The 25,753-nt window shown below is 47.9% G+C and carries 18 protein-coding genes; 5 read left to right on the top strand and 13 right to left on the bottom strand.

Annotated elements, in window-relative coordinates; genetic code table 11:
- A partial coding sequence (locus RM811_RS07630; RefSeq protein ID WP_402522529.1) for a YceD family protein occupies nucleotides 1–485 on the bottom strand: 485 nt, incomplete at its 3' end.
- 189 nt (nucleotides 486–674) lie between these two features.
- Here RM811_RS07630 and RM811_RS07625 point away from each other — a divergent pair.
- Complete coding sequence (locus tag RM811_RS07625) at nucleotides 675–1,256, top strand: Maf family protein (protein ID WP_402522527.1); 582 nt, start codon at nucleotides 675–677, stop codon at nucleotides 1,254–1,256.
- Nucleotides 1,257–1,294: 38 nt separating this feature from the next.
- Here the strand turns inward: RM811_RS07625 and RM811_RS07620 are convergent, their stop codons facing one another.
- Together RM811_RS07620 and rluC are read right to left on the bottom strand one after the other, a co-directional pair.
- Entirely contained in the window at nucleotides 1,295–2,296 is a 1,002-nt protein-coding gene (locus RM811_RS07620; RefSeq protein ID WP_402522525.1) for a S49 family peptidase, read from the bottom strand.
- A gap of 65 nt (nucleotides 2,297–2,361) precedes the next feature.
- Complete coding sequence (gene rluC / locus RM811_RS07615; protein ID WP_402522522.1) at nucleotides 2,362–3,339, bottom strand: 23S rRNA pseudouridine(955/2504/2580) synthase RluC; 978 nt, start codon at nucleotides 3,337–3,339, stop codon at nucleotides 2,362–2,364.
- A gap of 1,118 nt (nucleotides 3,340–4,457) precedes the next feature.
- Between rluC and rne the strand changes: the two genes are divergently transcribed.
- Nucleotides 4,458–7,712, top strand: coding sequence for a ribonuclease E (gene rne, locus RM811_RS07610; RefSeq protein ID WP_402522521.1), 3,255 nt, complete (start codon nucleotides 4,458–4,460; stop codon nucleotides 7,710–7,712).
- A 121-nt stretch (nucleotides 7,713–7,833) separates the two neighbouring features.
- On the opposite strand, the gene RM811_RS07605 is transcribed toward rne, so the two are convergent.
- The 9 genes from RM811_RS07605 to RM811_RS07565 form a co-directional block, all read right to left on the bottom strand.
- Entirely contained in the window at nucleotides 7,834–12,378 is a 4,545-nt protein-coding gene (locus tag RM811_RS07605) for a hypothetical protein (RefSeq protein ID WP_402522519.1), read from the bottom strand.
- 392 nt (nucleotides 12,379–12,770) lie between these two features.
- The gene (gene murB / locus RM811_RS07600; protein WP_402522517.1) at nucleotides 12,771–13,844 is read right to left on the bottom strand and encodes a UDP-N-acetylmuramate dehydrogenase; all 1,074 of its coding nucleotides are present in this window, start codon (nucleotides 13,842–13,844) and stop codon (nucleotides 12,771–12,773) included.
- Nucleotides 13,845–13,883: 39 nt separating this feature from the next.
- Nucleotides 13,884–14,351: a low molecular weight protein-tyrosine-phosphatase gene (locus RM811_RS07595; protein ID WP_402522515.1), complete on the bottom strand. Its 468-nt coding sequence runs from the start codon at nucleotides 14,349–14,351 to the stop codon at nucleotides 13,884–13,886.
- A gap of 6 nt (nucleotides 14,352–14,357) precedes the next feature.
- Complete coding sequence (gene kdsB, locus RM811_RS07590) at nucleotides 14,358–15,197, bottom strand: 3-deoxy-manno-octulosonate cytidylyltransferase (RefSeq protein ID WP_402522513.1); 840 nt, start codon at nucleotides 15,195–15,197, stop codon at nucleotides 14,358–14,360.
- Nucleotides 15,197–15,388, bottom strand: a complete 192-nt coding sequence (locus RM811_RS07585) for a Trm112 family protein (RefSeq protein ID WP_402522511.1) — start codon at nucleotides 15,386–15,388, stop codon at nucleotides 15,197–15,199. Before RM811_RS07585 ends, kdsB begins: the two co-directional genes overlap by 1 nt.
- 20 nt (nucleotides 15,389–15,408) lie before the next feature.
- The gene (lpxK, locus tag RM811_RS07580) at nucleotides 15,409–16,491 is read right to left on the bottom strand and encodes a tetraacyldisaccharide 4'-kinase (protein ID WP_402522508.1); all 1,083 of its coding nucleotides are present in this window, start codon (nucleotides 16,489–16,491) and stop codon (nucleotides 15,409–15,411) included.
- Nucleotides 16,488–16,916 (bottom strand): ExbD/TolR family protein, encoded by a 429-nt coding sequence (locus RM811_RS07575; protein ID WP_402522506.1) that lies wholly within the window; start codon nucleotides 16,914–16,916, stop codon nucleotides 16,488–16,490. Before RM811_RS07575 ends, lpxK begins: the two co-directional genes overlap by 4 nt.
- Nucleotides 16,916–17,557 (bottom strand): MotA/TolQ/ExbB proton channel family protein, encoded by a 642-nt coding sequence (locus RM811_RS07570; RefSeq protein ID WP_402522504.1) that lies wholly within the window; start codon nucleotides 17,555–17,557, stop codon nucleotides 16,916–16,918. The genes RM811_RS07575 and RM811_RS07570 overlap by 1 nt, the downstream gene beginning before the upstream one ends.
- 223 nt (nucleotides 17,558–17,780) lie before the next feature.
- Entirely contained in the window at nucleotides 17,781–20,132 is a 2,352-nt protein-coding gene (locus RM811_RS07565; RefSeq protein ID WP_402522531.1) for a DNA internalization-related competence protein ComEC/Rec2, read from the bottom strand.
- 350 nt (nucleotides 20,133–20,482) lie between these two features.
- Here RM811_RS07565 and RM811_RS07560 point away from each other — a divergent pair, with 350 nt between their 5' ends.
- From RM811_RS07560 to RM811_RS07550, 3 genes are all read left to right on the top strand, one after another.
- Nucleotides 20,483–20,998 (top strand): DUF2062 domain-containing protein, encoded by a 516-nt coding sequence (locus tag RM811_RS07560; RefSeq protein WP_402522501.1) that lies wholly within the window; start codon nucleotides 20,483–20,485, stop codon nucleotides 20,996–20,998.
- A gap of 56 nt (nucleotides 20,999–21,054) precedes the next feature.
- Entirely contained in the window at nucleotides 21,055–21,360 is a 306-nt protein-coding gene (locus RM811_RS07555) for a hypothetical protein (protein WP_402522499.1), read from the top strand.
- A gap of 484 nt (nucleotides 21,361–21,844) precedes the next feature.
- Nucleotides 21,845–23,461 carry a hypothetical protein gene (locus RM811_RS07550; RefSeq protein WP_402522497.1) on the top strand — a complete coding sequence of 539 codons (1,617 nt, stop codon included), beginning with the start codon at nucleotides 21,845–21,847 and terminating at the stop codon, nucleotides 23,459–23,461.
- Between the two features lie 289 nt (nucleotides 23,462–23,750).
- Here RM811_RS07550 and RM811_RS07545 read toward each other — a convergent pair whose 3' ends face one another.
- Nucleotides 23,751–25,718, bottom strand: coding sequence for a hypothetical protein (locus RM811_RS07545; protein WP_402522494.1), 1,968 nt, complete (start codon nucleotides 25,716–25,718; stop codon nucleotides 23,751–23,753).
- Nucleotides 25,719–25,753: the final 35 nt, after the last annotated feature.

Here is a 25,753-nt window from a genome sequence, read left to right as displayed (position 1 = left end):
GTAAAGCTTTGCTGAATCTGGCAGGCTTCAATCGGATGATAAGCCACAATCGGAAGGCTCAATAAAAGCTCTTCCTCCAACAGGGGTATCAACTCCATCGGCTCCTCCTGGAGCATCAGGGGTTCATAACCCTCTGGCAGGGATTGAGCCTGCTCATCGGTCAACACACCCATCAGGTTGAGCTCTGAACGCACGGTAAGTTCTGCAACATCAAGGCAGCGCTGACAAATCATTTTCAGATTTGCTTCAACATACCCCTGAACAACCACACGATGGTCTTCACTCATACTGAAATGAAGGGAAACCTTCACTTCACCCTGATCGTCAGTGAGACTGGCAACCAGTCGTTCAAACTGCTTAAGCGCCAGCGAACCTTCGAACTGTAACCCTCGACGCGCGAGTTTTCGCGGATCAACGGTTTTTGGTAATTGGCCTGATAACATAAGCGCGCAATCATAGGGCGATGCCCCTTTTCTGTCAAACATCCTTTTCTGTCAGATTTATCAGATTCTCAATCTATTTCACGAGTAACTGGCCTCAGCTCCGTATTTTTCACAATCCTCAGCCATGAATACGCAAGGTCATTCCACAAAAATTCGAGGCCATGCATACTATGCCCGACCATCCGTATCATCAGGTTACTTCTCATAAACCCAAGTCATAAATCCCAGACCATGAATATTCTTCTAGCTTCAAGCTCACCTTACAGAAAACAACTACTCAAACGACTCAACCTGAAATTCCAGCAGGCCTCTCCCAATATTGATGAAACCCCTCAACCGGGTGAGCGCGCACAAGAGCTCTCTCTCAGGCTTTCTCTGGAAAAATCCCGGGCATTGGCCAGCCAATACCCGGACACACTCATTATCGCTTCAGACCAGTGCGCCTCACTGGGCAACATGATTCTTGGTAAGCCAGGCAATCGGGATAAGGCCATCGAGCAACTCACCCGCTGCAGCAGCAAACAGGTCACTTTCCATACAGGAATCTGCCTGCTGAACACAACCACAGGCCGGCAACAACTGGAATGTGTTGATTATTCCGTCTGGTTTCGTCCACTTTCCAGCACACAAATTACTACCTATATAGATGTAGAGAAGCCATTGGATTGTGCAGGAAGCTTCAAATGCGAAGGACTGGGCATAACCCTGTTTGAGAAAATGGCAGGAGACGACCCTGACAGCCTGATTGGGTTACCACTGATCACCCTGACAACCATGCTAATCAATGAAGGCGTCTATCCGCTGGGAAGGTAAAGAAAAAGAGACCACACAAAGGAGGCCTCTTAAAGAAATTACATCAGCTGAAAACCACCACCAAGGGCCTCTACCAGAGTGGCACTCACCCCAACACCAAAGTCTCTGGCAAACTTCTCCAGCGGTGACAGGCGGGAGGTGTAATCAACAATCTCTTCCTCACCAACCACCTCCCGGGCTACATAACCGGCACTACCCAATCCATCAATAAGCCCAAGCTTTTTAGCCTGTTCACCAGACCAGACCATGCCTGAGAAAATATCAGCATCATCAACCAGACGATCACCCCGCCCTGCTTTCACCGCATCAATAAACTGCCGATGAATAGTATCCAGAGATTGCTGCCACAGGACTGCTGCATCTTTATCAACATTCTGAAAAGGATCAAGGAACGCCTTATTTTCACCGGAGGTGTACGTTCGACGGCTAACACCCAGCTTATCCATCGCCCCGACAAAACCAAATCCTGAAGAAATAACGCCAATGGAACCCACCAGACTGGCTTTGTCCGCGTATATTTCATCCGCTGCCGCTGCAATGTAATAACCACCGGAAGCCCCAATATCCATAATTACCGCATAAAGAGGTATTTCCTTATGGGTATCACGCAGACGGAGAATTTCATCATAGATATAGCCGGATTGAACCGGACTGCCACCTGGGCTGTTAATTCTCAGAATAACCGCTTTGGTACCCGGATCTTCAAAAGCGGACCGCAAACCGGTGACCACCGTATCAGCATCAACATCGCCACCACCAATCTGACCATCGAGGTCAACAAGCGCAGTATGCGACCCCGAACCGTCAGCACTCACAGCAACATCACTGATACTGGTGGCGTTGTATATCACAGCAACAGAGAAGAACAGCCAGCCAAACGTCAACAGTTTGAAAAAGTTACTCCATCGTCTTGAGCGACGCTGCTCCAGCAAAGCCCCTTTAGCCAGAGACTCAACCAGGCCCCAGGCCCGGTCACTTTCCATGCGCCCTTCCCCTTCGGAAGCCGCTTCTGACGAAGACTCTCGCCACTTATCGTCCATAACCACCCCTATAAATCCGAATCAATGTGAGTATTTATCCGTTACCTGAACTGACATCCCTGACCTCACTTCCCCCTCAAAACAGACAGGACGCCCGCTAACTCATCCGGCAGAGGCGCCTCAACTTTCAGCAGGCGCCCATCAGGCAATTCAAACTGGATACTGGCCGCATGAAGAAACAGACGCTTCAAACCAAACTGCCTTTGCGACTGGTTATCTTCATCCATACCGTACTTTTCGTCTCCCGCGATGGCATGTCCCGCGTGCAGACAGTGAACGCGAATCTGATGGGTTCGCCCGGTGATCGGATAAGCCTCAACCAGAGTCATATTCGGAAAACGCTCCATCACCCGAAAAGCCGTTCGGCACTTTTTGCCATCTATATGAACCCTGACCATCCGCTCACCAGATTGCAAAACATTCTTTAATAAAGGCGCATTGACCAACTGCTTTCTGGCAGCCCACTTACCCACCACCAGTGCATGATACAGCTTTTCAACTTTCCCTTTCTGCTGCAACAGGTTATGAATGTGGCGCAGCATACTTCGCCGCTTGGCAATCACCAGACAACCGGATGTATCCCGATCCAGCCGATGCACCAGTTCCAACGTGCGATTTTCCGGCCGCAACTGACGCAGAGCTTCAATCACACCATAGGAGAGACCGCTACCTCCATGAACTGCCAATCCGGATGGTTTATTGATAATCAACAACTGATCATCTTCATAAAGCACCGATTTTTCCAGCTGTGCAATAACCTTGTCAGCAGGTCGTACCGGTGCGCTAGCCTCTGCGACTCTGACAGGAGGGATTCGGACAACATCGCCTGACTGCAGTCGATAGTCAGCCCCTACCCGCTTTTTGTTGACACGAACCTCGCCTTTTCGAACAATACGATAAACCCTTGTTTTGGGAACACCTTTCAGAATTCTCATCAGATAGTTATCGATTCGCTGGCCAGCTGTATCTTCATCTATATTGACAAAGTAAACCTTCGCAGTCTGCTCCCCTTCCCGCGAGGAAAGCTCTTTTTCAACTGACAATTCTCTGGGTATAGAAGATCCCCTCCCGACAGAAGGCTTTCTGTTAACTGAGGGCTTTCTATTAGCTGAGGGCTTTCTATTAGCTGAGGGCTCCCTAACGGCTGAATGCTCAGCAGCCAAAGGTTTCACACGCCCGGACTCCGAGCGCCCCTTCCTGTTTGAGGAACGAAATTCCCCTTTAATACTACGCGTTTGCTTCAATCGCCTGACCACATATCTGTTTATACAAAACCATCACCGAAAATCGTCATACTAACTACTTGAGATAAATAGACTTTATCGGCTTATCACTATTCACGCTCAGGTAATCTTATCAGCTTTGAGCCATTTGAAGCACTTACAGATTACTGATATAGTTGCGGCACTGCCCTGTATCTATCCGAAGGGGCAGTTCGATTTACGAAGTCTGAGCAAGACCCGATGCGGAAGTTTTCATTCAAATTCTGCTGAACAGGTCCGAAAAATAAACTGAAGACACGCTTTTTACCCGAGAGAAACATTCGGATCAGGTGGCTTCAGGAATATACATGCTCAGGCACATATCGTGACAACAGGGCCAGTTTCTGCCCTTTGGGTAGAAAGACCCTGCCACGATTAAATGATGAAAGACCACGGCATAAGCCGTGATAGACAAACAGAGCCACCCGTAATCAGTGGTTGCGCTCCCGATACCAGGGATGAGGAAAAGCGAACGGGTTATATGCTAGTGAAAGGTTTGGGGATACCTGACAACGTATCCATAGCCAGCCAGAAGCGCCCGACTATCGCATCTCCCCTTTGCATCCGGCAATAAAATGGATGCATATTGCTATATCGTTACAGCCTCAACCTGAAATAAGTCAGGCTGTAAGACTGATAGCAGGTTATAACCGGCGGTTCGTGTTTCCATGACAGCCGGCTGTTTACAATCGGGTAGCACCGAAGAGTTTGTACTGAAACTGAAGCAAGCCAGTTGCACAACCAGCCACAGCTATATGCCCAGTGGTAAAGTTCGGGTTATCCCAGAAATAATATGGATTCCCCTCTTAATCTTTGGATGCACTGGATTGACCGAATGTCATGAACAGCTTTTCGTTATAAGCGACTGATTAGGGTAGCCATAAGCAAATTGGTACTCTATGAAGAGAATGTTGATCAACGCAACCCAGCAAGAAGAGCTGAGGGTTGCACTCGTCGATGGACAGCGCCTGTTCGATCTGGATATTGAATCCGGAGCCCGTGAACAGAAAAAAGCCAACATCTATAAAGCAAAAATAACCCGCGTCGAGCCTAGTCTCGAGGCCGCTTTTGTCGACTTTGGTGCCGACAGACACGGTTTCCTTCCTCTGAAGGAAATATCCCGGGAATATTTCGTGGGTCACTCCGGTGGCCGCCCGAATATCAGGGATGTTATCAAGGAAGGCACTGAAGTTATTGTTCAGGTTGATAAAGAAGAGCGAGGCAACAAGGGTGCCGCGCTGACAACTCTGGTCAGTCTGGCCGGTCGTTACCTGGTCCTGATGCCAAACAACCCTCGTGCCGGCGGTATTTCCCGTCGCATTGAAGGGGATGAGCGCGCCGAACTTCGTGAAGCCATGAGCAAACTGGAGATTCCAGCCGAGATGGGCGTTATCGTCCGTACTGCAGGCCTTGGTCGATCCGCAGAAGATCTCCAGTGGGATCTGGACTACCTTCTACAGCTCTGGCACTCCATCAAGGATGCCGCCGGTAAAAAACCGGCCCCTTTCCTGATCTACCAGGAAAGCAATGTCGTTATTCGAGCCATCCGTGACTACCTGCGTCAGGATATCAGTGAAGTACTGATTGATAAAACCTCTGTTTATGAGGAAGCGCTGGCGTTTGTTAAGCAGGTAATGCCTCAGTACCAGAACAAACTCAAACTCTACAAAGACAGCGTCCCCCTGTTCAACCGATTCCAGATTGATGGTCAGATTGAAACCGCATTCCAGCGTGAAGTAAAACTGCCCTCTGGCGGCTCTATTGTTATCGATCCTACTGAAGCACTGGTATCCATCGATATCAACTCTGCCCGGGCTACCCGTGGCGGCGATATCGAAGAGACTGCCTGCACCACCAACCTCGAAGCAGCTGATGAAATTGCACGCCAGCTTCGCCTGCGCGATATCGGTGGACTGATTGTTATCGATTTTATCGATATGAGCAGCAACAAAAACCAGCGAGACGTTGAAAACCGTATTCGCCAGGCTCTGTCCGTAGATCGCGCCCGGATTCAGACCAGCCGGATCTCCCGCTTCGGACTGCTGGAAATGTCCCGTCAGCGCCTGCGTCCATCCCTGGGAGAAACCAGCGGTGTGGTTTGCCCCCGATGCTCCGGTCAGGGCACCATCCGTGATATTGAATCACTGGCACTGTCCATTCTGCGCCTGATGGAAGAAGAGGCAATGAAGGATAAAACGTCCGAGATTCGAGCCCAGGTTCCTGTCCCGGTAGCGGCATTCCTGCTGAATGAAAAGCGCAAAATGATCGCCAAGATCGAGAAGCGCCATGATGCTCGTATTATCGTGATTCCAAACGCCAACCTGGAAACACCTCACTACGACGTACAACGTCTCCGTGATGACAACCAGCAGGATCATGAAAGCAGTTATGAAATCATTCTGGAAGGTGAAGAAGCCGCTTCAGAAGATCAGGTTAAACCGGCCAAACCACAACCCAGACCACAGGCAGCAGTGCAAAATGTAGCACCTGCTCAACCTGCTCCAGCCATCAAATCCGCTGCTGAAGCAAAGTCTGGATTTATTGGCAGTCTGTTTAAGTCCATTGGCAGTCTCTTCAACCCTGAAAACGAAGAAGAGAAACCTGCCAGCAAGGACAAGCCTATCCAGCAGCGTCCATCGACTCGTCGTGAGAACCAGCCAGAACAGGGCAGAAAAAAGCCACGGACTGATTCACAGCGTCGGGACAGACAGGATAAGGATAACCGCCCTCAGAAAGACCGGAAAAAAAGCCAGCCGGAACGCTCTGACAACCGTTTCAATAAGCAGGAAAATCGCTTTGAGAAGCAGGAGCGTCGCCCTCGTGAAAAGCTGGACAGCCCTGAGCCGCAGGAATACACGCAGGAGCGTCGCCCTCGTGAAAAGCTGGACAGCTCTGAGCAGCAATACACGCAGGAGCGTCGTCCCCGTGAAAAGCTGGACAGCTCTGAGCCGCAGGAATACAAGCAGGAGCATCGTCAGGAGCAGGATTCCGAGCAGGACTCTGCCAGTGACCGTCGTCGTCGCCCAAGTTCAGCGCCACGCCGCCGTAATAACCGTCAGTCACAGCGACAGCAACAGAACGAGCCACAACTGCAACCGCTACTTCCTGAGAATGCCAAAAGCGCAGTAAGCACACCGGCTTCCCAGGAAATTATTGCAGACCAAAAAGAGCCTGTTACTGAAAAGCCTGAGCTTCAGAACATCAAGCCTGCCTCTGACACAAGGACTTCAGAGTCCACGCCAAAGCAGGATACTGTCGAAGCACGCGCTGTTACAGAAGACAAAGCAGAGGAAGTTGCAAAGCCAGCTCAAGAAGTCATTGCCGGGGAAACTCCGACTTCTGAAGAAGCAGCAAGGCTTCGTCGCTCCAGAAGAGTGAAGAATGACCCTCGCTTACTCAGAAAAGAGCAGCAAGCAGCCTCTGCATCTAAAGAAGCCGAAGAGAAGACTTCAGATGAAACTTCTGCAGCAGGCAATGAAGTGGAAGGCTCTCAGCAACCTGAAACTGAAGCGCCTGTTACAGCAAAGGAGACCAGCGAGTCCACCAGTACTGGCAACACCGATGAAAGTACGGTGGCAGAACCTGTTGTAAAGGCATCTCGCCCTCAGATGACTGAAATGGCCAAAGCCGTAGCAGCCTCTCACAACCATGATAAGCCGGCATTTACGCCTATGCCTCAGGCTTTTGAGAAGCCAGCGACAACGGAAGCTGAAGCATCCGGGAACAAGAGCACTGTCACAGCCAATGAAGCGGAAGAAATGTTGAAACAGGCTCTGAACCAGTCTGAAGAAACGAAAACAGAAGCTAAGCCTGAAGTGCAAACTTCTAACCGCGGTACGGGTGAAGGCGAGATTAAGGCAGTAACCCAACCTGTCAGTAAAGAACAGACTGACACCCGGGCTAAGGAAAAAGCTACTGAATACCAGCCTTCATTGAGCCGGGATGCAAGCACTGCAACTGCTCATACTAACAATGAGACAGAAGCAGTAACCACTGCTGACGCCACACTTGATCAATCCCTCCTCCGTCGCAGCAGGGCGCATAATGATCCAAGAGCCAAGCGTCTGACTCAACCGGTTGAAGTCTCTGTAGAGCCTGAAGCCAGGGAAACGCAGGAAGCCCAGCCAGTTCGCACTGAGGAAAGCAATCTTTAAGGCTAACTGCTGATCTGAAAAGGGGTGGATTTCTTCCACCCCTTTTTGGGTTTTATAAAACTGAAACTTCCAGGGGAGTCCTGCCACTGCCGAAGTGTCTTCCCTGACTGTTGCAAAACACTTAACCCACCAGGGAAACATCTCTAACCGGATTTTGACCATAACCGTCCCTGAGGGTTACCATCTTATCTTTAAGGCTTTTAGCCATATCATAATTTCCTGTACAGCCAGATTCAGACAGGCTTTGAAGAAGCCAGCAGTCCAACGCATGGATCAGATTACTCAACGCAACAGCCTTTCCGATACTCGCTTTCATTTTTTCAATACGATCAGATATTTCAGATTGCAATATTGAATTTTCTGATAATTCGCCTTTTGTATATCCGAAGTAACCTTGTATCTGTCCCCCCAATGCCTCTCCCCGCATCAGCGTGGAGACGCCTTGAATTAAAAGCGCAAAAACTGGCCGGCGCAAGGCAAACGGCCATTTGCATACCAGAGACTCCGGCATATCGTCCAGCCCCTGCCCCTGCCCCTGACCGGACTGGTGGGCTGCCGTATAGTTCAAATAGGCATCCGCAGTGGTCAGCCAGAGTACAGCCTCGCCATAGAATGATACCAGATCGCAAAATGCTTCACTGCGGTCTGCCGGATGGACTCTACGGCACTCTGATTTATATACAGGTATTTCTTGCCATATATTTGCCCGTACGGTCAGGAGATGACGATTGCCTACCGTCCTGATTTCGATGCATTCCTGATCCGGCACATACAACGGATCATATCCGTGAATAGTTTCACTGGCACAGATAACGGACAACGGTATTGTATTATTGTCGCCAATGGTTTCCATTAACCGCTGCCTCAACTGTTTTATTCCTCCTGAGGTTGCGGTCAATTCAATCTCTTTAAAGTCAATACTTCGGTGAAACATCTGCCAGCCACGGGCATATGAACCTGAAACAAGAATGACAGCCCATTCCTGGGCAGTTGCATTGACTTCATTGATCATGCTTTGTACGTGAGTCAGCACTTTTGACTCTATGCCCTTTATATCCTCATTTATACCCAACGCTGCTATTTCACCCATGCGGTCATATAGTTTCCTGACAAATTCATTCTTTTTCCTATCATGGACTTCTGCGGATTCTGCTTGCGATAGCCAGTCACACAGTGACTGACGAAAGCTATCACGATGTGAATGGTCGCGCAGTTTTTCCTGAAGGCTATTGATTGACCGCCTGATGGACAGCCTGAGTGCAACCCCTTGAGTATCACCGCCGGTTTCCCCCGGCTCCGGTATACTCACCAGTTTTTCAGCCTTATCCAGTGTTAGCAGACAGCGCATCAACAGGGCATGTACCCGCTGTTCAGCAGTGTTTTGGCGGTAGAAAACCACAGCGCGGGGGATATACAACCAGGCCCCACGTTGTATCTCCCCTGTCAAAGGTTCCAGCTTATCGGTCAGATGCGTCAATGCATTAACCATCAATTGCATTTCTGCATAAAATGACAGACAGATTACCGGGTGCTCTACTCCTGGCACAGAGATTGAGACTGTATCCGCTGGTAACTCGCTCTGGATACTGGCCTGAAGAATGGTTTTATTTTGGTTAAAATCACCTTCACCCAAAACGGTATTTACGCACCAGGGTAACGCGATTTCCCTGCATCCCGGCATGGGATATGTATTGACCTGCACGGAGAGTGAATAATCCTGTCCAATATCGACGCTGCTCAGCTGGCACCGCAGTTGTTGATTCAAGGCATTGACGGCCTCCTGTTTAACGATAAGGTCAATATCATTGAACGAAGTGCAAAGTCCCTGTAAGCAACGGGAGAATGAGCCGGTGACCAGGATGGCGGGACAGGAACCAGTAGCATTAACCTCCTGAATAATGTGCAACGCACGCTTTATCAGGTCATTGATGACCAATTCACCGGTTCGCACTGTTCCGGCAGCCTCACTGGTAGATAATAATGGCTTCATGCCATAAGTAGCATTATCTGTTACTGCATGATCTCCGGGGACCCGGCCACCGGATTGTCTGATCTCAGGATGCCCCCCCCGGGGAGTCGGGTTTGCCGGAGATGGACAGTCACCCCTGCCCCCGGCTGGCTCCCGTCCGCGCAACCTGCGGTGCGATGAACCGATCAGCCTGGCCAACACATCCGGTTGCGACTGACTGAGGCACTGTCGTTCAAGCCAGAGCTCCAATGCAACACGCCGTCTACTCCCTTTTGGCAGTTCCTCAAGGCAGGTGGATAAGCTTTTTTTGTTAACCGGTAATCCCTTGAGATGGCGACCTGTGAAATAAATGTCTACCAGAAAGTAGAATTTCAGTCGGGTTTTGCGGAAAGATGTCCTCAGGTTGTCAAGATGTTCCAGTACCTGGTCAGGAAGGCATAACTGGCCATCCACAGTCAGCCCCTGTCGCATTGCTATAAACCGCAACATCCATTGCTGACAGCGTACCTGCTCACCGGGCTGAGGGTGGTCCAGCAAAAGCTGCCAGGCCTGTTGAAAGACCGTCAGATAGCTGCCGGTTTCGTCAATCTCCGGGAGCGTATTCAGCCGGCGAATCAAGTAATCAACCTGTCGACTGGTGTGATTTCCCGGCAGCCCTGCAAAAGCATCCATAATTTGTTTGTCAACCAGATGATGGCCATCCAGGGGGATGCCCCATAACGCCAACTGGCTCATAAAAATAGCAGCTTCCAGCAGCCAGTGACCCTGTTTATAGGCTTTAATGATATCCTCAGCCATAACCTGAGAGTATTGACCATCCTTGTTTGGCAGCCTTATGCCTCTCAGGCAACATGCCTCTTTGAAACGAATTAACTCCAGCTTTGCACTGATTTCCTCATAAGCCCCGAGCACATCCTCAACAATGATCGTGATCGCCTCGCCATCCTCGTCTTTCAATGGCAGGTCCCGCACAAAACATTCACCCATAAAGCGCGCCCTGACCAGCCTGCCTTGCCGACTTGCCGGACAGTTGTCAAGAATATACTTCCCAGTGATCGGATGGCCATCCCTGCCGTTCAATGGCTGGCCCTTCACAAAACAGTTCACCATGAAGTGCGCTGACTCCTGCTCTGCATTGATTGCCCGATAAGCTTCAAGCACAACCTCACCGGTGAGTTTGACCGGCTTGCCGTCCTTGTCTTGTAATCGCAGTGACAACCCTTCCTGAAAACATATTTCCATGAAGCAGGCTGAATCCAGCACTGCGTTGATTTCCTGATAGGCTTCAAGCACACCCTCACCAGTGAGCGCGACAGGCTTGTTATCCCTGTCTTTCAATCGCAGCGACCACCCCTTCCGAAAACATATCTCCATGAGGTGCGCTGACTCCAGCCTTGCATTGATCTCCTCAAAAGCGCCAAACACATCCTCACCAGTGATCGTTATCCGCTTGCCATTCCTGTATTCCAATCGCAAGCCCTTCTCAAAACATCCCCCCATAAAGCGCGCCCTGCTCAGCCTGCCTTCCCGACTTGCCGGGAAGCTGTCAAGAACCTCCTTCCCAGTGATCGGATGGCCATCCCTGCCTTTCAATGGCAGACCCTCCACAAAACATTTCTCCATGAAGCGCGATGACTCCAGCTGCGCCTTGATTTCCTGATAAGCTTTAAGCACATCCTCCCCTGTGATCAAATTGCTATTCTTTTTGTTCAGTGGTCGTCCCTCCACAAAACACGCCCCCATGAAGCGCGCCTCGCCCAGCTTCCCTTTCTGAGTTTTCGGGAAGCTATCAAGAACATCCGCCCCTGTGTTCATGATCTGAGTGCCATCCCTTTTTTTCAACAGCAGCCTCTTCTCAAAGCATGCCGCCCTGAAGCGCGCCAGCTCAAGCTGCGCCTTGATTTCCTGATACGCTTTAAGCACATCCTCCCCTGTGATCAAATCGCCATCCCTGTCTTTCAATGGCTGGCTCCACACAAAACAATCCGCAATCCAGCGTGCTGACTCCAGTTGAGCACCACTTTCCTCATAAGCGTCAAACACATCCTGCCTTGTGATCAGATGGCCTTTCTTCCTTTCCAATGACCAGCCCTTCACCAGACATTTCTCCATAAAGCGTGCCCTGCCCAGCTTGCAATCTTGACTGGACGGGAAGCTGCCAAGAACATCCTCTCCTGTAATCGGATTGCCAGCACTGCTGCTCAACGGCACGCAAGAGAAAAAACAGTGCTGCTGAAACCGGGCGATGGCGAACTGACATTTATTGTACTTATCAGGTACCCTGTTATATTCGTCAATTATCATGTTGGGGGATATTTCTGTTGACCCAAGGGGGATACTTTTCTGCCAAAGCTTTTTAAGGAAGTATCCGGATCTCAGTGAAGAGTAATCGGATTGATACCGATCAAATACATCCAAAGCACTGATGGTTCGTTCATTAATGGTTATTTTATCCCAGTAGGCGCTCTCCAGTTTTTCTGGATTGATACGATCAAAAGTGCCTGTTCTATCGGTAGCAGCTGCCACGGCCACCTGCTTGCCACTCAACGTGGGGTTGGAACTGCAATCCTGCTTCACTGCCCGGCGTTTATTTTGAGTCCCCTGGTTAATAACGACAGCAAGACCGGGATGTCTGCCCCTATTGTCAGCAGCATTGGTCATAGGTAAGTCACAGTTCTTACGGTAGACATTAAGCATCTAGCCATTAATTTCAGGGGGGGTACTGGCTTCTGTTTGAACCACAAAGGACACAAAGAGCACAAAGGAAAAGAAAAGCTCTTCTTCGTGCTCTTTGTGTCCTTTGTGGTTCCAGCTCAAGACCCGCAACACGTATCAGCCAACCGCCAGCGCCCCTCAGCAGATGCTAAAAGAAAGATGGGGCAACTGTACCATCAGGAAGAATTTCTTAATGTCTACCCTAAGAGTCACAGCTACTCTCAACAGCCAGTCCGAGTATTTCCTGGTAACAAATTCCCATAAGCTCGCACTCAGAAAGAACCTCAGGGTCATCGTCCGAAGCTTTTCAATATAGATCAAATATGGAGATCAGAAAGGAATGTACGCAAGGCATGAATAACAATTACCAGATCTCAAGCATTGTAAAACCGGGGTTCCCGCTCCAGCAGCACGCCAAACTTCTCGTTAACTTTCTGTTGAATCATACTGGAAAAAGAGAGCACATCCTGACCAGTTGCACCGCCGTGATTGACAAGCACTAACGCCTGATTCTGGTAAGTTCCAACAGCCCCTTCCCGCTTTCCCTTCAAACCTGTCTGATCTATTAACCAGCCGGCAGCCAACTTCCATTTTTGCCCCACGGGATAGGCGACAATATTCGGATACAGTTTTTTCAGGTTATCCATCTCTTCCGGCAAAATCTCGGGATTTTTAAAAAAACTACCGGCATTACCAATCACCGCTGGATCCGGCAGTTTTTCCCGACGGATATCACAAACCGCCTGACTGATATCAAAAGCCGATGGGACATCATTGCCCAGCCGTTTTACAACAAGTTCTCCCAGCTGACCGTAACCAAGACGGGGCTTTAATACTGCATCAAGCTCCAAAATTACAGAAGTAATAATGTACTGATCAAGCTTTTCACCCTTGAATACGGAATCCCGATAGCCAAAACCGCATGCCTGCCGGTCGAAACACTCAATCTCTCCGGACTCAACATTCACAGCCTCCAGGGAAACAAAATAATCCTTCAGCTCAACACCGTAGGCCCCTATATTCTGGATAGGTGCGGCACCCACAGTCCCCGGTATCAGAGAAAGATTTTCCAGACCAAAGGCTTCATGGGTCAATGCCCATAGCACCAACTCATGCCAGTTTTCTCCGGCCCCGGCCCTGACCACAACGCGATTCTGGTCACGCTGCAAAACCGACCGCCCTTCAAGATTTATATGGATAACCAGGGCATTGAGAAACTCTCCCAATACCACATTACTTCCGCTACCAAGGGGGATAACAGGCAGTTTCTTATCCCTGGCAAAAGCCAGTGCTTCCAGTAATTCGGCCACAGTATGAGTTTCGACGTAATATCTGGCAGAAGCTAATAAACCCAGCGTGTTCTGGTGTTTAAGGGAGTAATTTTCGTGAATTTTCAGAGGGGAGTTCATGTAATAATTAATACGACAATATTTGGGAAGTTTAACCATTCGATAGCCACAGTGGCCGAAGCCTTTCAAGCCGACTCGCTAAATGGTCTTCTTTAAATGATCCAGCAACGCAAGCCCACCCAGCTCCACAAGGTTAAGAACCCGGGTGAAACCGTCATCGCCTCCATAATATGGGTCTGGCACTTCTGATACAGGCAAGTCAGCATAATCAAGAAACAACCGAACTTTGTGGGCATATTCCGGTGGGCAGACTTTTCTGAGATTCTTAAGGTTTGCTTTATCCATGGCCAGGATATGATCCTGCTCGACGAAGTCACTGGAGGATACTTGCCGGGAACGAATAAACGAGAGGTCATAACCATGATCCGCAGCATAAGCCATGGACCGGCTATCCGGCACACCACCCTTATGCCAACCACTGGTCCCTGCAGAATCAATCCTGATCCGATCCGAAAGCCCTGACTCAGCCACCTGGTGAGCAAAAACACCATGAGCTGTGGGCGACCGACAGATATTACCCAGACAGACAAACAGTACCTTAACCATGGTTACTTATACCCTCACCGCTTTCTCAATAGGTTCACTATTCCCTGTTGCCAGGCTCCCTGTTTCCAATAGCAGGCGAACCGCTGCCAGATCCTGCTCCGTATCAACCCCATGGGGTGGAGTTTCAACCGCTTCAGCTACATGAATGCGATAGCCGTTCCACATCAGGCGTAACTGTTCAAGAGATTCCATTTTTTCAATGGGGCTGACTCCCCAGGTCACAAAGTGATTCAAAAGTTCTACACGATAGGCGTAGATACCAATATGTCTCTGGAAGCACGCTTCAGCAGGTATTTTTTGTTCACCCGCGGCAAAATCATCCCGCGCCCAGGGAATAGGTGCGCGACTGAAATAGAGCGCATAACCCCTGGCATCCGTCACGACTTTGACCACATTCGGGTCGAAAACCTGCTCAGCCTGTAATAATGGGCTAGATAATGTGGCCGCACCGGCTTCTGGCGATGCATTAAGGTTCTTCGCCACCTGGTTGATGACCGAAGGCGGTATCAACGGTTCATCTCCCTGAACGTTGACAATGATCTCATCATCTTTCATGCCATAGATTCTGGCGACTTCCTGTAACCGGTCGGTTCCGGAAGGATGATCCGGCAGAGTCATGCACACTTCGGCCCCAAAGCCCTCTGCCACCTTCATGATTCGATCATCATCTGTGGCAATAATGACCCGCCGGGCATCACTGGCCAGGGCACGCTCATAAACGTGCTGTATCATGGGCTTTCCGGCAATATCAGCCAGAGGCTTACCAGGCAAACGGCTGGAAGCAAAGCGGGCGGGGATTACAACGGTAAAGCGAGAGCCTTCAGCCGATTGAAAGCCTTGAGTCATCAGGATGCCTCATCTAAACGTTCGTCAACAGTTAAGGTGCGTGCCTCGCCTTCCAGCATTACAGGAATACCATCACGTATCGGGTAAGCAAGGCCACAGGGTCTGCAAACCAACTCCTGACGATCCTTCTCCAGACGCACTTCCCCTTTACACAGTGGACAGGCCAGAATTTCAAACAGTGTCTTATCCATAATGTTTCTCTAAACAACCTTTATAAGCTCGAAGTGGCTGGTTTACGCGCTTCAATCATTGCCACCAGTTGCTCAATGCATGAGTCCGACAAATGGGTAGTCACTGGCAAGTACCAGTGACGCGCGTCAGCGAATTCACTGCATTTGACGGCATCCTTTGCCGTCATAATCACCGGCAGATCATCATTGAAAGTAATGTCTTCCGGTGTGAAAGCATGGTGGTCAGGAAAAGGATGCACAATCACATCAAATCCCAGTGAGCGAAGTGTATTAAAAAAACGTGTCGGGTTACCAATACCGGCCACACCATGAACCTGACCTGATCCCGGAGCCGGCTGAGAAACACCAGTCACTCTTACAGGCATCGAAGGTTCAAGGGAAAAATAGTACAGCTCTTTATCTCGCCCCGGCGGATTATCTCGCCCCGGCAGATTTCGCCCGAGAGCACTTTCCACTTCGTCTACTTTCATAGACACTGGAGTACTATTGGTATTGACCAGTATCATATCCACCGAGTTCATTCTTTCCGGTGGCTCACGCAGAGGGCCAGCAGGCAGACACAGCCGGTTCCCCAACAACCTTTCACCATCCAGTACCAATAGCTCAATGTGCCGTTGCAGATTATAGTGCTGCAAGCCATCATCTGCGATGATCAGATTACAATCTGTCTGACTACAGAGATATTGGGCTGCTTTTACCCGATCAACATCCACGACCAATGGCACATCCAACTGCCGGGCGAGCATAACCGGCTCATCCCCTGCTTCAGCCGGATCGCTGCCCGAAGTGACCAGCATAGGATAATCCCCGGATTCAGCACCAAAACCACGACTGACAATACCCGGCCTGTAACCTCTTTCCTGAAGTTCCTGCACCAGGGCTGCAACCAGGGGAGTCTTACCGGTCCCCCCCACAGAGATATTTCCCACCACAATGACAGGCACAGGCGGTGACCACCGGGACAAACGTAAATACCGCTGCTTTCTTCTTTCTGCCAGAAAGGTAAATAATGAGCTGAGCGGCTTGAGAATAAGAGTCCAGCCGCCTGAAGAGTTATACCAGGAGTCAGTGACTGACTGGCTAAAGCACTGCCACAGACTCACTGATCGGTCTCGGTATCTTTACGGGTGGTCATGCTCAGGTTAACGAAGCCCAACTGACCGGCAGCATCCATAGCGGTTACCACCGACTGATAAGGCGTTTTGGCATCTGCAGTAATAATCAGAGGCAGTTTGCTGTCGCCCTGGCTTACTTTGCCAAGAGCCCGCTTAATGGTATCCAGCTGCCTATTAACCAGCCCCTGCCCATCAATGGCAAAATCGCCGGATTTACTGATAGTAATCTCAATTTGCTTTGGCTGTTGCTGCAGGATTTCTCCGGAAGATTCCGGTAAATCAATGGCCAGATGAGTTTCCTTGGTAAAGGTGGTTGAGACCATAAAGAAAATCAACAGCAGGAACACCACATCGATCAAAGGTGTCATGTTCACAGACACCTCCTCCTGACTTCTCTGTCGTCGGAAATTCATTACTTCCTGACCTCACTGCCCAGAGCCGATGAGCCCTTACGATCACCCTGCAAAACTTCAACCAGTTTAATCGCATCCTGCTCCATAGCCACCACAAGCTCATCAATCCTGCGGGTAAAGTAGCGATGGAAAATCAATGCGGGAATGGCAACCGTCAGGCCGGCAGCCGTGGTGATCAGTGCCTTGGAAATACCGCCGGCCAGAACACCGGCATTACCGGTTCCCTCAACCATAAGTACGGTAAACACGTCGATCATGCCGATCACGGTTCCCAGAAGACCCAGCAATGGAGTAATGGCTGCTACTGTCCCCAGCGTATTGAGGTAACGCTCAAGGTCGTGAATCACCTTCCCTGCCTGTTCCTCAATACTCTCTTTCATGATTTCCCGACCATTGCGGGCATTACTCAAACCAGCAGCCAGAATCTCACCCAGTGGCGAGCCGCCTTTCAGCTGCTCCAGTTTTCTACTGTCCAGACCATTGCTTTTGATCCACTTCCAGACTTGTGAAAGAGTATTCTTTGGCGCAATACGCGAGGGCCGCAACGTCCAGAGCCGCTCGAAGATGATCGCCATGGCAATGACCGAAGACAATAGAATAGGCATCATCAGCCAACCGCCAGATTTCACCAGTTCGAACACAATAATCTTCCCTTACAATGACAGATTCATAAAAGCAGGAATGTAAGTCTCCACCCAACCGGCTTTCAAGGTTATTAGCATGACTGTATCACAGAGATTGGCGCCATTTAAGTAGAAAAGCCGTTGTCCGCTATCCGCTACCCGTTGCCCGTAAAAGCGCAGGCAAACCCGGCTTTTTCGGACAACGGACTACTGAAGTGGGAAGTGGGAAGCGGGAAGCGGTCTAGCGCCACCAGTAACGTGCGTGTTTTTTCCGGTAAGCAGAAATGGCTGGTTCGCCACTGCCGAGGATTAGAGACAGCGAGCCATCTGAAGCCGTGTTATAGATCCGGGCACCTATTTTCTGAAAACGCTTAACCGTTTCCGCCGTGGGATGGCCGAAACGATTGGCAAATCCTGAAGAAAAGATAACCGCTTCTGGCTGAACACTGGCCAGAAATTCCGGGCTACTGGAAAACCGACTGCCATGATGAGCTGCAACCAATACATTTGCTTTAAGGTCAGCGCCCTGATCAAGCAAATGCCTTTCTATACGTCCGCTGATATCACCTGGCAAGAGAATACTCTCGGAACCTGCCGTAATTTTCAGAACACAGGAAGCATCATTACTTCTGCGATAAACGCCCCCGGAAATCACTTGAAAGTCGACACCGTCCCATTGCCAATGATCACCAGCCTTACACCGGGTGAGCTTACCATTATAGTGTGGCAACTCAGTGCCGCTGACCACCGGAACCCCATCATATCTGGACAGTAACGGTAACAAACCACCGGAGTGATCTTTATCACCATGCGAGATCATAATTCGATCAATCCGGGTGACACCGGACAACGCCAATGCAGGAAAAATAACACTTTCTGCCGCTGACAAATGCTCAGAAAAGCGATCACCGGTATCATAAACCAGAAGATGCCGGTGAGTTTTTATCAATATCGAAAGCCCCTGACCAACATCAAGCACAGTCACCTCAGCCTGTCCTGTTGGCGGTAAATATTGCCCTGGAAACAAAAGAGGAAGAAGCAAGACCGGAGAAAGCCATCGTAAGCGTAAAGCCCCCGGTGAAATCAACAACAACATCCCCGCCATTGCCAGAATAATTGGAGGCCAATGAGCTGACTGCCTTGGCGGAATCAAGACCATAAAGTCAAAGACCCACTGAAGCGACCATTGAAAGCCTGTTACCAGAGCATCAACCCCAAACAGTATAAAACTGGCCACATCTGGCAGCAGAAACTGCAACAGCGCACTAAAGAGCAAAAGGGGAACAACACCAATACCAATAAATGGAATAGCGATCAGATTCACTAAAGGAGAAAATGGCGAGACAGGCTGCCCGTTCACCAGCAACAAGGGCGTTAAGATTAAAAATACCAGCCATTGAGGCTTAAATGCCTTTACTCGCCAATCCTGCACACTCTGACGCCCGGCCATCCCGAACAAAAGTGCAGCTACAGCAATAAAGGAATACCAGAAACCCTGACTGGTTACCGCCAGTGGATCAATAGTGAGAACGGCAGCAAGAGCCAGAAGCCAAAGTGTCAGGGGGGAGGCCCGAATGCCAAACAATGGAGCCAGCAGTGCAGCAAGTGTCATCACCAGAGTCCGTTGTACAGGAATGCTAAACCCTGCCAGCAATGCATAACAAAGCGCAAACAACATTCCAACAAATGCCTTGATAACGGGCAGCGGAAGTCGGCGCAGTGGTAAAGCGCCCGCTTTTCCCATTAGCGCTGCAAAAGAGAAACCCAGCCAGGCCATAAGACCAATATGAAGGCCAGAAATTACCATCAAATGGGTTGTACCGGTTTCATTAAACAGGCGCCACTGCTGAGCCGTAACCGCTGATTTATCACCCAGTAAAAGTGCAGCCAGAACACCCACGCTTTCAGGAGAAACCGTATTTACCAGCCATTCACGAAGCTCTGCCCTGATTTGATGGACAGGATATTTCGATAAAACACTACCCGAGAGTAAAGCCCCTGATCTTACATACCCAGTTGCCTGGATAGGCTGGCGTAATAACCAGACTTCATAATCGAAAGCACCGGGACTGGCAAAGCTGTGAGGTTGGCGCAGCCGAACCGTCATGCGCCAGCGTTCACCGACTTTCACCACTGGAGCTTCATACCAATTCAGCCTGACCTTTTTGGGGGATTGACCGGATTCATTTTGGCCAGATTCTTTTTGGCCTGGCTCTTTTTGCTCTGGCAGTGGACGATCAATATCAAAATCAAAACGGGTAACCGCACCATTTACTACCGGCAGACTGGCAATATAGCCTTGAATATCAAGGTCTTTTCCCTGGAGTCTGTCATCAAAACGGGTTATGAAAAAGTGTGCGGCATAAAACGAGCTGATCAACACTCCCATTATCACCGGAAGTAACCACCAGCGAAGCCGGGAACTACTGTTCGAAAAAAGAATCGAAAAAAGAACCCAAACTGAGAGGCCAAGTGCAGGGAGACTGATCAGCAGAAGCGCACAAAGGTTTAACAGCCACGATGCAAGACCGATTGTCAGTGATAATATCAGTAACCCAGCCGCCGGCTTTATTGTATAACGAGTATTTTCCACGTTGTTAACCACGTAGCCTTGCCTGCTGTTTCAGTGCATAATCCCCTGCTTTACGTTCAATCAGGTGCTCACTTTTTGACCCTGACTGACTCTCACCCTACCGTGATAAACCATTTTAAAAAATGGTCCGTCACAGCCGATGAAAAAGCAGCAAGCATAGATCAATTTCGGGCTGGAGCTGTGGTTCAGGGACAGGGAATAACCCAGGTTACGGTTTTCATACTGCAAAAGCTGGCGACCTCTGCAGACCATGAACTAAAGTCATAGCTGAGAATACTCACGAGTAGACGTAACAATAGCGCTATCGTTGTAAATAACGTTGTAAAACGTTGTAAAAAAAGTGGAAGGATATGGCGAGAAAACTGATTCAAAGGTATTTGCCGGAACCAAAGAAAATCAAGGAACATCGCCATCTTCGGTTTCTGGGTTCTGCATTACACAATGCAAACCTCTGGCAACTGAATCGTCGCTCTGCCGCTACTGCATTCTTTGTGGGCATTTTTGTTGCGTTTATTCCCATGCCCTTTCAGATGGTCCTGGCAGCCTGCCTGGCCATTGTCTTTCGTTGCAACTTACCGCTTTCTGTTGCGCTGGTCTGGATTACGAACCCATTGACCATGCCAGCGATATTCTATTTTACATACAAAATTGGCTGTTTTATCCTTCATGTACCGGTAAGCGATGCTTCCTTTGAACTTACCATTCAGGGTCTGGGTTCCGGCCTTGCCCGGGTGTGGAAGCCGCTTTACCTGGGATCGCTGGTGTCAGGTCTGGTGTTCGGTTTCACCAGCTACCTGTTGATTCGGGTCGTTTGGCGCTGGAATGTTGTGATCAACTGGCGCCAAAGAAATAAGCGTCGCTCCTGACCTGACCTGATTTATTAAACTAACCGCTATACGACACTTTCTTGAGATAACCCCCCATGCAAAGAAGTTTCCAAAAGCGCCAGCCAAAGCTGGAAGGCCGTGGTCTGCTTGAAGCCGTCACCTCCGATGGTCCTCACAACGAATGGCTGGGGATGCCCGACTACTACATCCATACCCTGACCGTGGCCGGCGAAGACTACAAATACCTGTCAGCTAATAAATTGCTGGATGTCAACATTGGTGACACTGTCGTGTTCAGGTATCAGGAAGTCGGCAAAACCGACAAAAAGGAAAAGCGTATCGATAAGCGCTCCCTTGGAATCTATATCGACCCCAGCCAGTACCTTCAGGAAAGCCCCTGAGATTTCACCAGACACTGAAATCGTCTGAAAGTTTCGCATCAGGGAATAACTCTTGATCCGAAACTTTCAGGCTGATCTTCAGCAACCCGGAAGATCAGCTCACCCATTGCTGAAAAACCCCTTTCCCACCTGCTGAGCAAGAAATCCGCTATTTTAGTGTGGACACTTATACCTAAACCACCTTCCGCTTTTATCTTTAAAAAAGACAAAAAACCGTAAAACTGATTTTTCTTCAAATACCGTGGAACTATTTTCCCAATTATCAGCCTAACCGTTACCTTAGCAAAATAGTCGTAAACCCTCGCCTTTAGGCCTTTAGGCTCTCGAGTCCTCGGGTCCGACAGGGCGGGGAGCAGTCACAGGCTTTCATCTTGACCACAAAGGTTACGCAAGCACCGCTATTTATCAACGGTTTCCAAAACAACTTGAACTAAAAAATCGCGGCCTGATTATAGCACCACTAATAAGAGAGGATTCTTTTAAAATGCTATATCACAGAAAATCCGTACGCAGCCATAAAAATAAAAAGCTTTTCATCGCGCCCGGAAAAACCATCACCTCAAAGTTACTGAAGCTCATATTTTTATTTTCAATTTTGTTTTTTAAAAATCACGCTTATTCGCTAACTAACTATACAGAAAATCAAGACTGGTATTACTCCATAAGCAAAAAAGCAGCACCTGTTGTAGCAAGGACTTTATTTTCCATTGACAGGCTACACTCGACATTACCTTTACTTTCATGGGCACTAAGAAGCAGCCTGTTAAAAACGCTACAGGTAGTTTCCCGTATAAACAACAGCTATACAGTCACCTATCAGGATATAAAGACAATCAATGACTATGCTAAAACCACAAAGCATGGCTACTACGAGATATCTTCCGGCGGCAAGAGACTGTATTTCATAGCGAGTGAAGACCTTGCAAACCAGCTGATTGCTCTCGAAGGACAGGAAACCAATAATTTCACTGACAGACGATTACGCTCGCTACAGAACTGGTTTCTATTGGAGAACAATCCGGTTGCTGCCAGAGATATGCAGCACCATACTTACGGAAGAAAACAATCTGAACTGTTCCATTATGCATTTGTGAGATTACAACATTTATCAGATATATCAGCATTATTTGTTAATACAAAAACATCTGGTTATCTATACGGACAACACGCTGAAGATTTGGTAAGCAATTTATTAACCCAGATATATTTCCAAATACTCTTTTCAAGCGTCACTCCCGCATATCCGGTAAATAGAGACATCCAAAAAAATGTGCAAGAGAATCACCATCAGATAAAAGCATTGTACGAACTACTTGAAGCGCACACCGGTAAATACAATCTAACGGCAAATATTCTTATAAGAGGCTACAAACCTTTCCCAAAAACACATCCGTACAGCAATATTCTACTGTTAGAAAAATTCTACAATATCCTATGCCATTTATATGAAGTACCCCCATCGTTCGAAGTCATTCAAGATGACTCTCACGACCTGACCGTACGAGAAACGATCGCCTTAAGGACAGTAGAGTTATTAAGAACCAACAATGCTGCCGTACTGCCAGTATTTGCCCCCTCGCTAACACAAGATATCCAGAACATTTCTCCAGAAGAGGCTCTCAATATTGTTTTTAATTTATTATCCTGGATTGATAATTCATTAAATATCAGCAATACCGCAATGAATTTCATCATTCACGTTGCAGAGCATTATAAGGAAAACCAGCACCTTGTTGATATGGATAAGCTCTTTGTTGATGAAGTTCATAACCTTCGTGCTCTGGCAACACTGTTTGCACGAAACGTCAACAGACCATTTTCGGTAACAACAACATCAGAAGCTGGCGAACACAGCCTATTGTTCAAGGCAGGTGATAAAATCTTGATAACCAACTCTATTAAAGGGCATGCCTTTGGCTATCAACCCAGGAAATGCCCATCCAGGCCTTACAGCACTTATATTCTTCCCAGGTTCCTTCACTACCTGCTTCAGAACTATCATGCCCGATTTGATGCCCGCTCAAGATTGATCCCGGAAAGTACAAGCTGGTTCTGGAATAAACTGGATACACGACCATTAACACTGGAACCCCGGCTTTAATTGAAATATGCATACCGATTTTTACGTTCAGAAACCACTCTATAAATTCATATAACAGCAGTTCCGGACGATAAAAATCACCGCAAAACCAAACTAAAAGTACTAACTATGATCATCAAAATTGCTACCACAATAGCATTGATCGCTGGGGTCGGGCAGCAGCGCTACCACTGCAAGACTTGCAATTCAACGTTTAACGCCTTTAACGGAACGTCTTTGGCAAGACTAAGACTCAGGCACGCTGAAAAATGGAACAACTACCCTCACAAGTATGATTTACACTCTTTCTTTAAATCGAGGTTGTTCGCCTTTTTGGAATGGCCCCCTGTTTTTTCTGAGCCTCGGAAACCATTTGAGAAGTTAAACCTTCGACTGTTTCCGGGTTAACTTGCAAACCGGATACTTCTGGCGACTGGGAAACATCTTTTTCATTGGTTTTGGCTAAAACAGGGCAACTTCTTGAATAAATCTCTTGCATAACCCAGTCAATGTCACCAACAAGTTTCCAGATCAAAATGTGAATACAGAGTTTAGAGCCGCCATACCCCAGATTTTCCTTCAGATGTTTGCAGGCATCAATGTAAGGTGGCATTTTTTCGTTATCAGGCAGCTTATCAAATAGTTTACATATTTTTTCGTCATTGAAAGTGATTATGCTTTTGTTGTAATAAGCATCGTCCTTACTTAAGCAGGTATACTCGGTTAGCACCTGATTTGCTTTGGCAAGACTATGCCAAGGTGTCAGCTTTAAAATACCCTTTAAAAGAAAAACATTGTCGTCCTGCATATATAAATTGATTTTACACCGTGCAGTTTTCCATTCTTTAAAATTTGTCGATTGATTTTCTTTGAATAAATCCACCCTGGGAACGAATATCGTTTCAAGGGCTGACAACAGAGATTCGATATCTTTTTGTTTTAATCTTGGCATAATTCCCATGAATAGTCCTATCGACACGTTTTTCTGATGCTGATCTTTTTCAGCAATTCTTTCCGGAGGTTTGGATGTGGCATATTTAAACTGTTCTTCTGCTACAAGTCTTGCGTTTACCCTGCCTTCATCTTTAGCTAACTTATCGTGACATTTTTTTTCCATCTTACTTGAAACTTTTATGGAAATATTTTCCAACCACTGGTTAGTTAGAGAAGGGAATTGTTCAGGATCTCCAGATTCGATAGCCATTTGGACAGGTTTTTCTGTCAGAATTTTTTCGAAGACATATCTTATACATTGAATAAGAAAAAAAGCGACAATGCTTTGATCATGAACATTGAGAGCCGCAGTTGACGCAATTAACATATCATTAATAGTTCCTTCGTTGTTAATCGTTTTTTCGCTATTTATTATTTTGAAAATATCATCATAATTTTTCCGGTAAAAACTACCTCTTTTTTTGTCAAAATATATGTCCACGAGCTTTTCAAGTATAATCTTTTTGTCAGTGACAAATGAGTTCAGAGTTCTCGTGGTTGATTTATTTTCCTGAGAGCTAGAGCGGTTAAATTCTTTCATCGCGAAAAGATCTGAGCAAATCTCGTTAATGGTATGTTTGATATCAGGAGTTGTCTTAAATGTATTTTTTATCAGGATGGACATTATAAAAATAAACAGCCCGGTGGTATTAGGGTCAAAGTAGATAGTTGATAACCCATCCTTGTTTTTTTTGAGCAGCTCTTTGTTAACGTACCCCCTAGCTTTGTTATGCACTATAATATCAAGGGTTAATAAAGCAAGTTTCTCAAACATTTCCAGCTCGGAATCCTTGAATTCATCTTCATATATCTCGTTTATGGGGGTATTTTTCAGCCAAAACTGAAGACTTTCTGAGGCAACGTTTTCTTTATGGCAAAGGACGTACGATGCTCGATAAACAGCCATTAAGTCTTCTTGTTTAATGTGTTCTGAAGTAAACCCCCTTAATGATTCTGTCATCGCTGGAATTTGATATTCGTTTAAATCCCGGTAGATAGGTAAATCTATCTTTGGGAAAAACTGTGGGATTCCACCAACCTTTGGGAAAAACTGTGGGATTCCACCAACAATCTTGCATTCCCTGCAGAAGCAAGGGTTCTGGCTTACCTGAACGCCTGTAAACATACGGTCTCTTGATTCATTCAGAGTGTGTTTTTTTACATACTTCGGTTTTAAATTCCTAATTTTCCATTCACTATGCATTTCCGCCTTGCCAGCCTGAAGCTGCAGACTTTGCCAAGCCTCGGTTATTCTCGTTTTTACTATCAAGTTTGATGTATTCATAATGAAAAAAGGTCAATGTGTATTTTTTGTTGGAT

It is taken from the genome of Endozoicomonas sp., assembly GCF_031844845.1.
In the GTDB taxonomy this organism is placed as follows: Bacteria; Pseudomonadota; Gammaproteobacteria; order Pseudomonadales; family Endozoicomonadaceae; genus Endozoicomonas.
Note: the sequence above shows the minus strand (reverse complement) of the source record. Positions and strands in the feature narration are given on the sequence as shown.

Coding starts and splice junctions, on each gene's coding strand:
- RM811_RS07625 (WP_402522527.1), top strand. CDS start 675: ATGAATATTCTTCTAGCTTCAAGCTCACCTTACAGAAAACAACTACTC.
- RM811_RS07620 (WP_402522525.1), bottom strand. CDS start 2,296: ATGGACGATAAGTGGCGAGAGTCTTCGTCAGAAGCGGCTTCCGAAGGG.
- rne (WP_402522521.1), top strand. CDS start 4,458: ATGAAGAGAATGTTGATCAACGCAACCCAGCAAGAAGAGCTGAGGGTT.
- RM811_RS07605 (WP_402522519.1), bottom strand. CDS start 12,378: ATGCTTAATGTCTACCGTAAGAACTGTGACTTACCTATGACCAATGCT.
- murB (WP_402522517.1), bottom strand. CDS start 13,844: ATGGTTAAACTTCCCAAATATTGTCGTATTAATTATTACATGAACTCC.
- RM811_RS07595 (WP_402522515.1), bottom strand. CDS start 14,351: ATGGTTAAGGTACTGTTTGTCTGTCTGGGTAATATCTGTCGGTCGCCC.
- kdsB (WP_402522513.1), bottom strand. CDS start 15,197: ATGACTCAAGGCTTTCAATCGGCTGAAGGCTCTCGCTTTACCGTTGTA.
- RM811_RS07585 (WP_402522511.1), bottom strand. CDS start 15,388: ATGGATAAGACACTGTTTGAAATTCTGGCCTGTCCACTGTGTAAAGGG.
- RM811_RS07575 (WP_402522506.1), bottom strand. CDS start 16,916: ATGAATTTCCGACGACAGAGAAGTCAGGAGGAGGTGTCTGTGAACATG.
- RM811_RS07560 (WP_402522501.1), top strand. CDS start 20,483: ATGGCGAGAAAACTGATTCAAAGGTATTTGCCGGAACCAAAGAAAATC.
- RM811_RS07555 (WP_402522499.1), top strand. CDS start 21,055: ATGCAAAGAAGTTTCCAAAAGCGCCAGCCAAAGCTGGAAGGCCGTGGT.
- RM811_RS07550 (WP_402522497.1), top strand. CDS start 21,845: ATGCTATATCACAGAAAATCCGTACGCAGCCATAAAAATAAAAAGCTT.
- RM811_RS07545 (WP_402522494.1), bottom strand. CDS start 25,718: ATGAATACATCAAACTTGATAGTAAAAACGAGAATAACCGAGGCTTGG.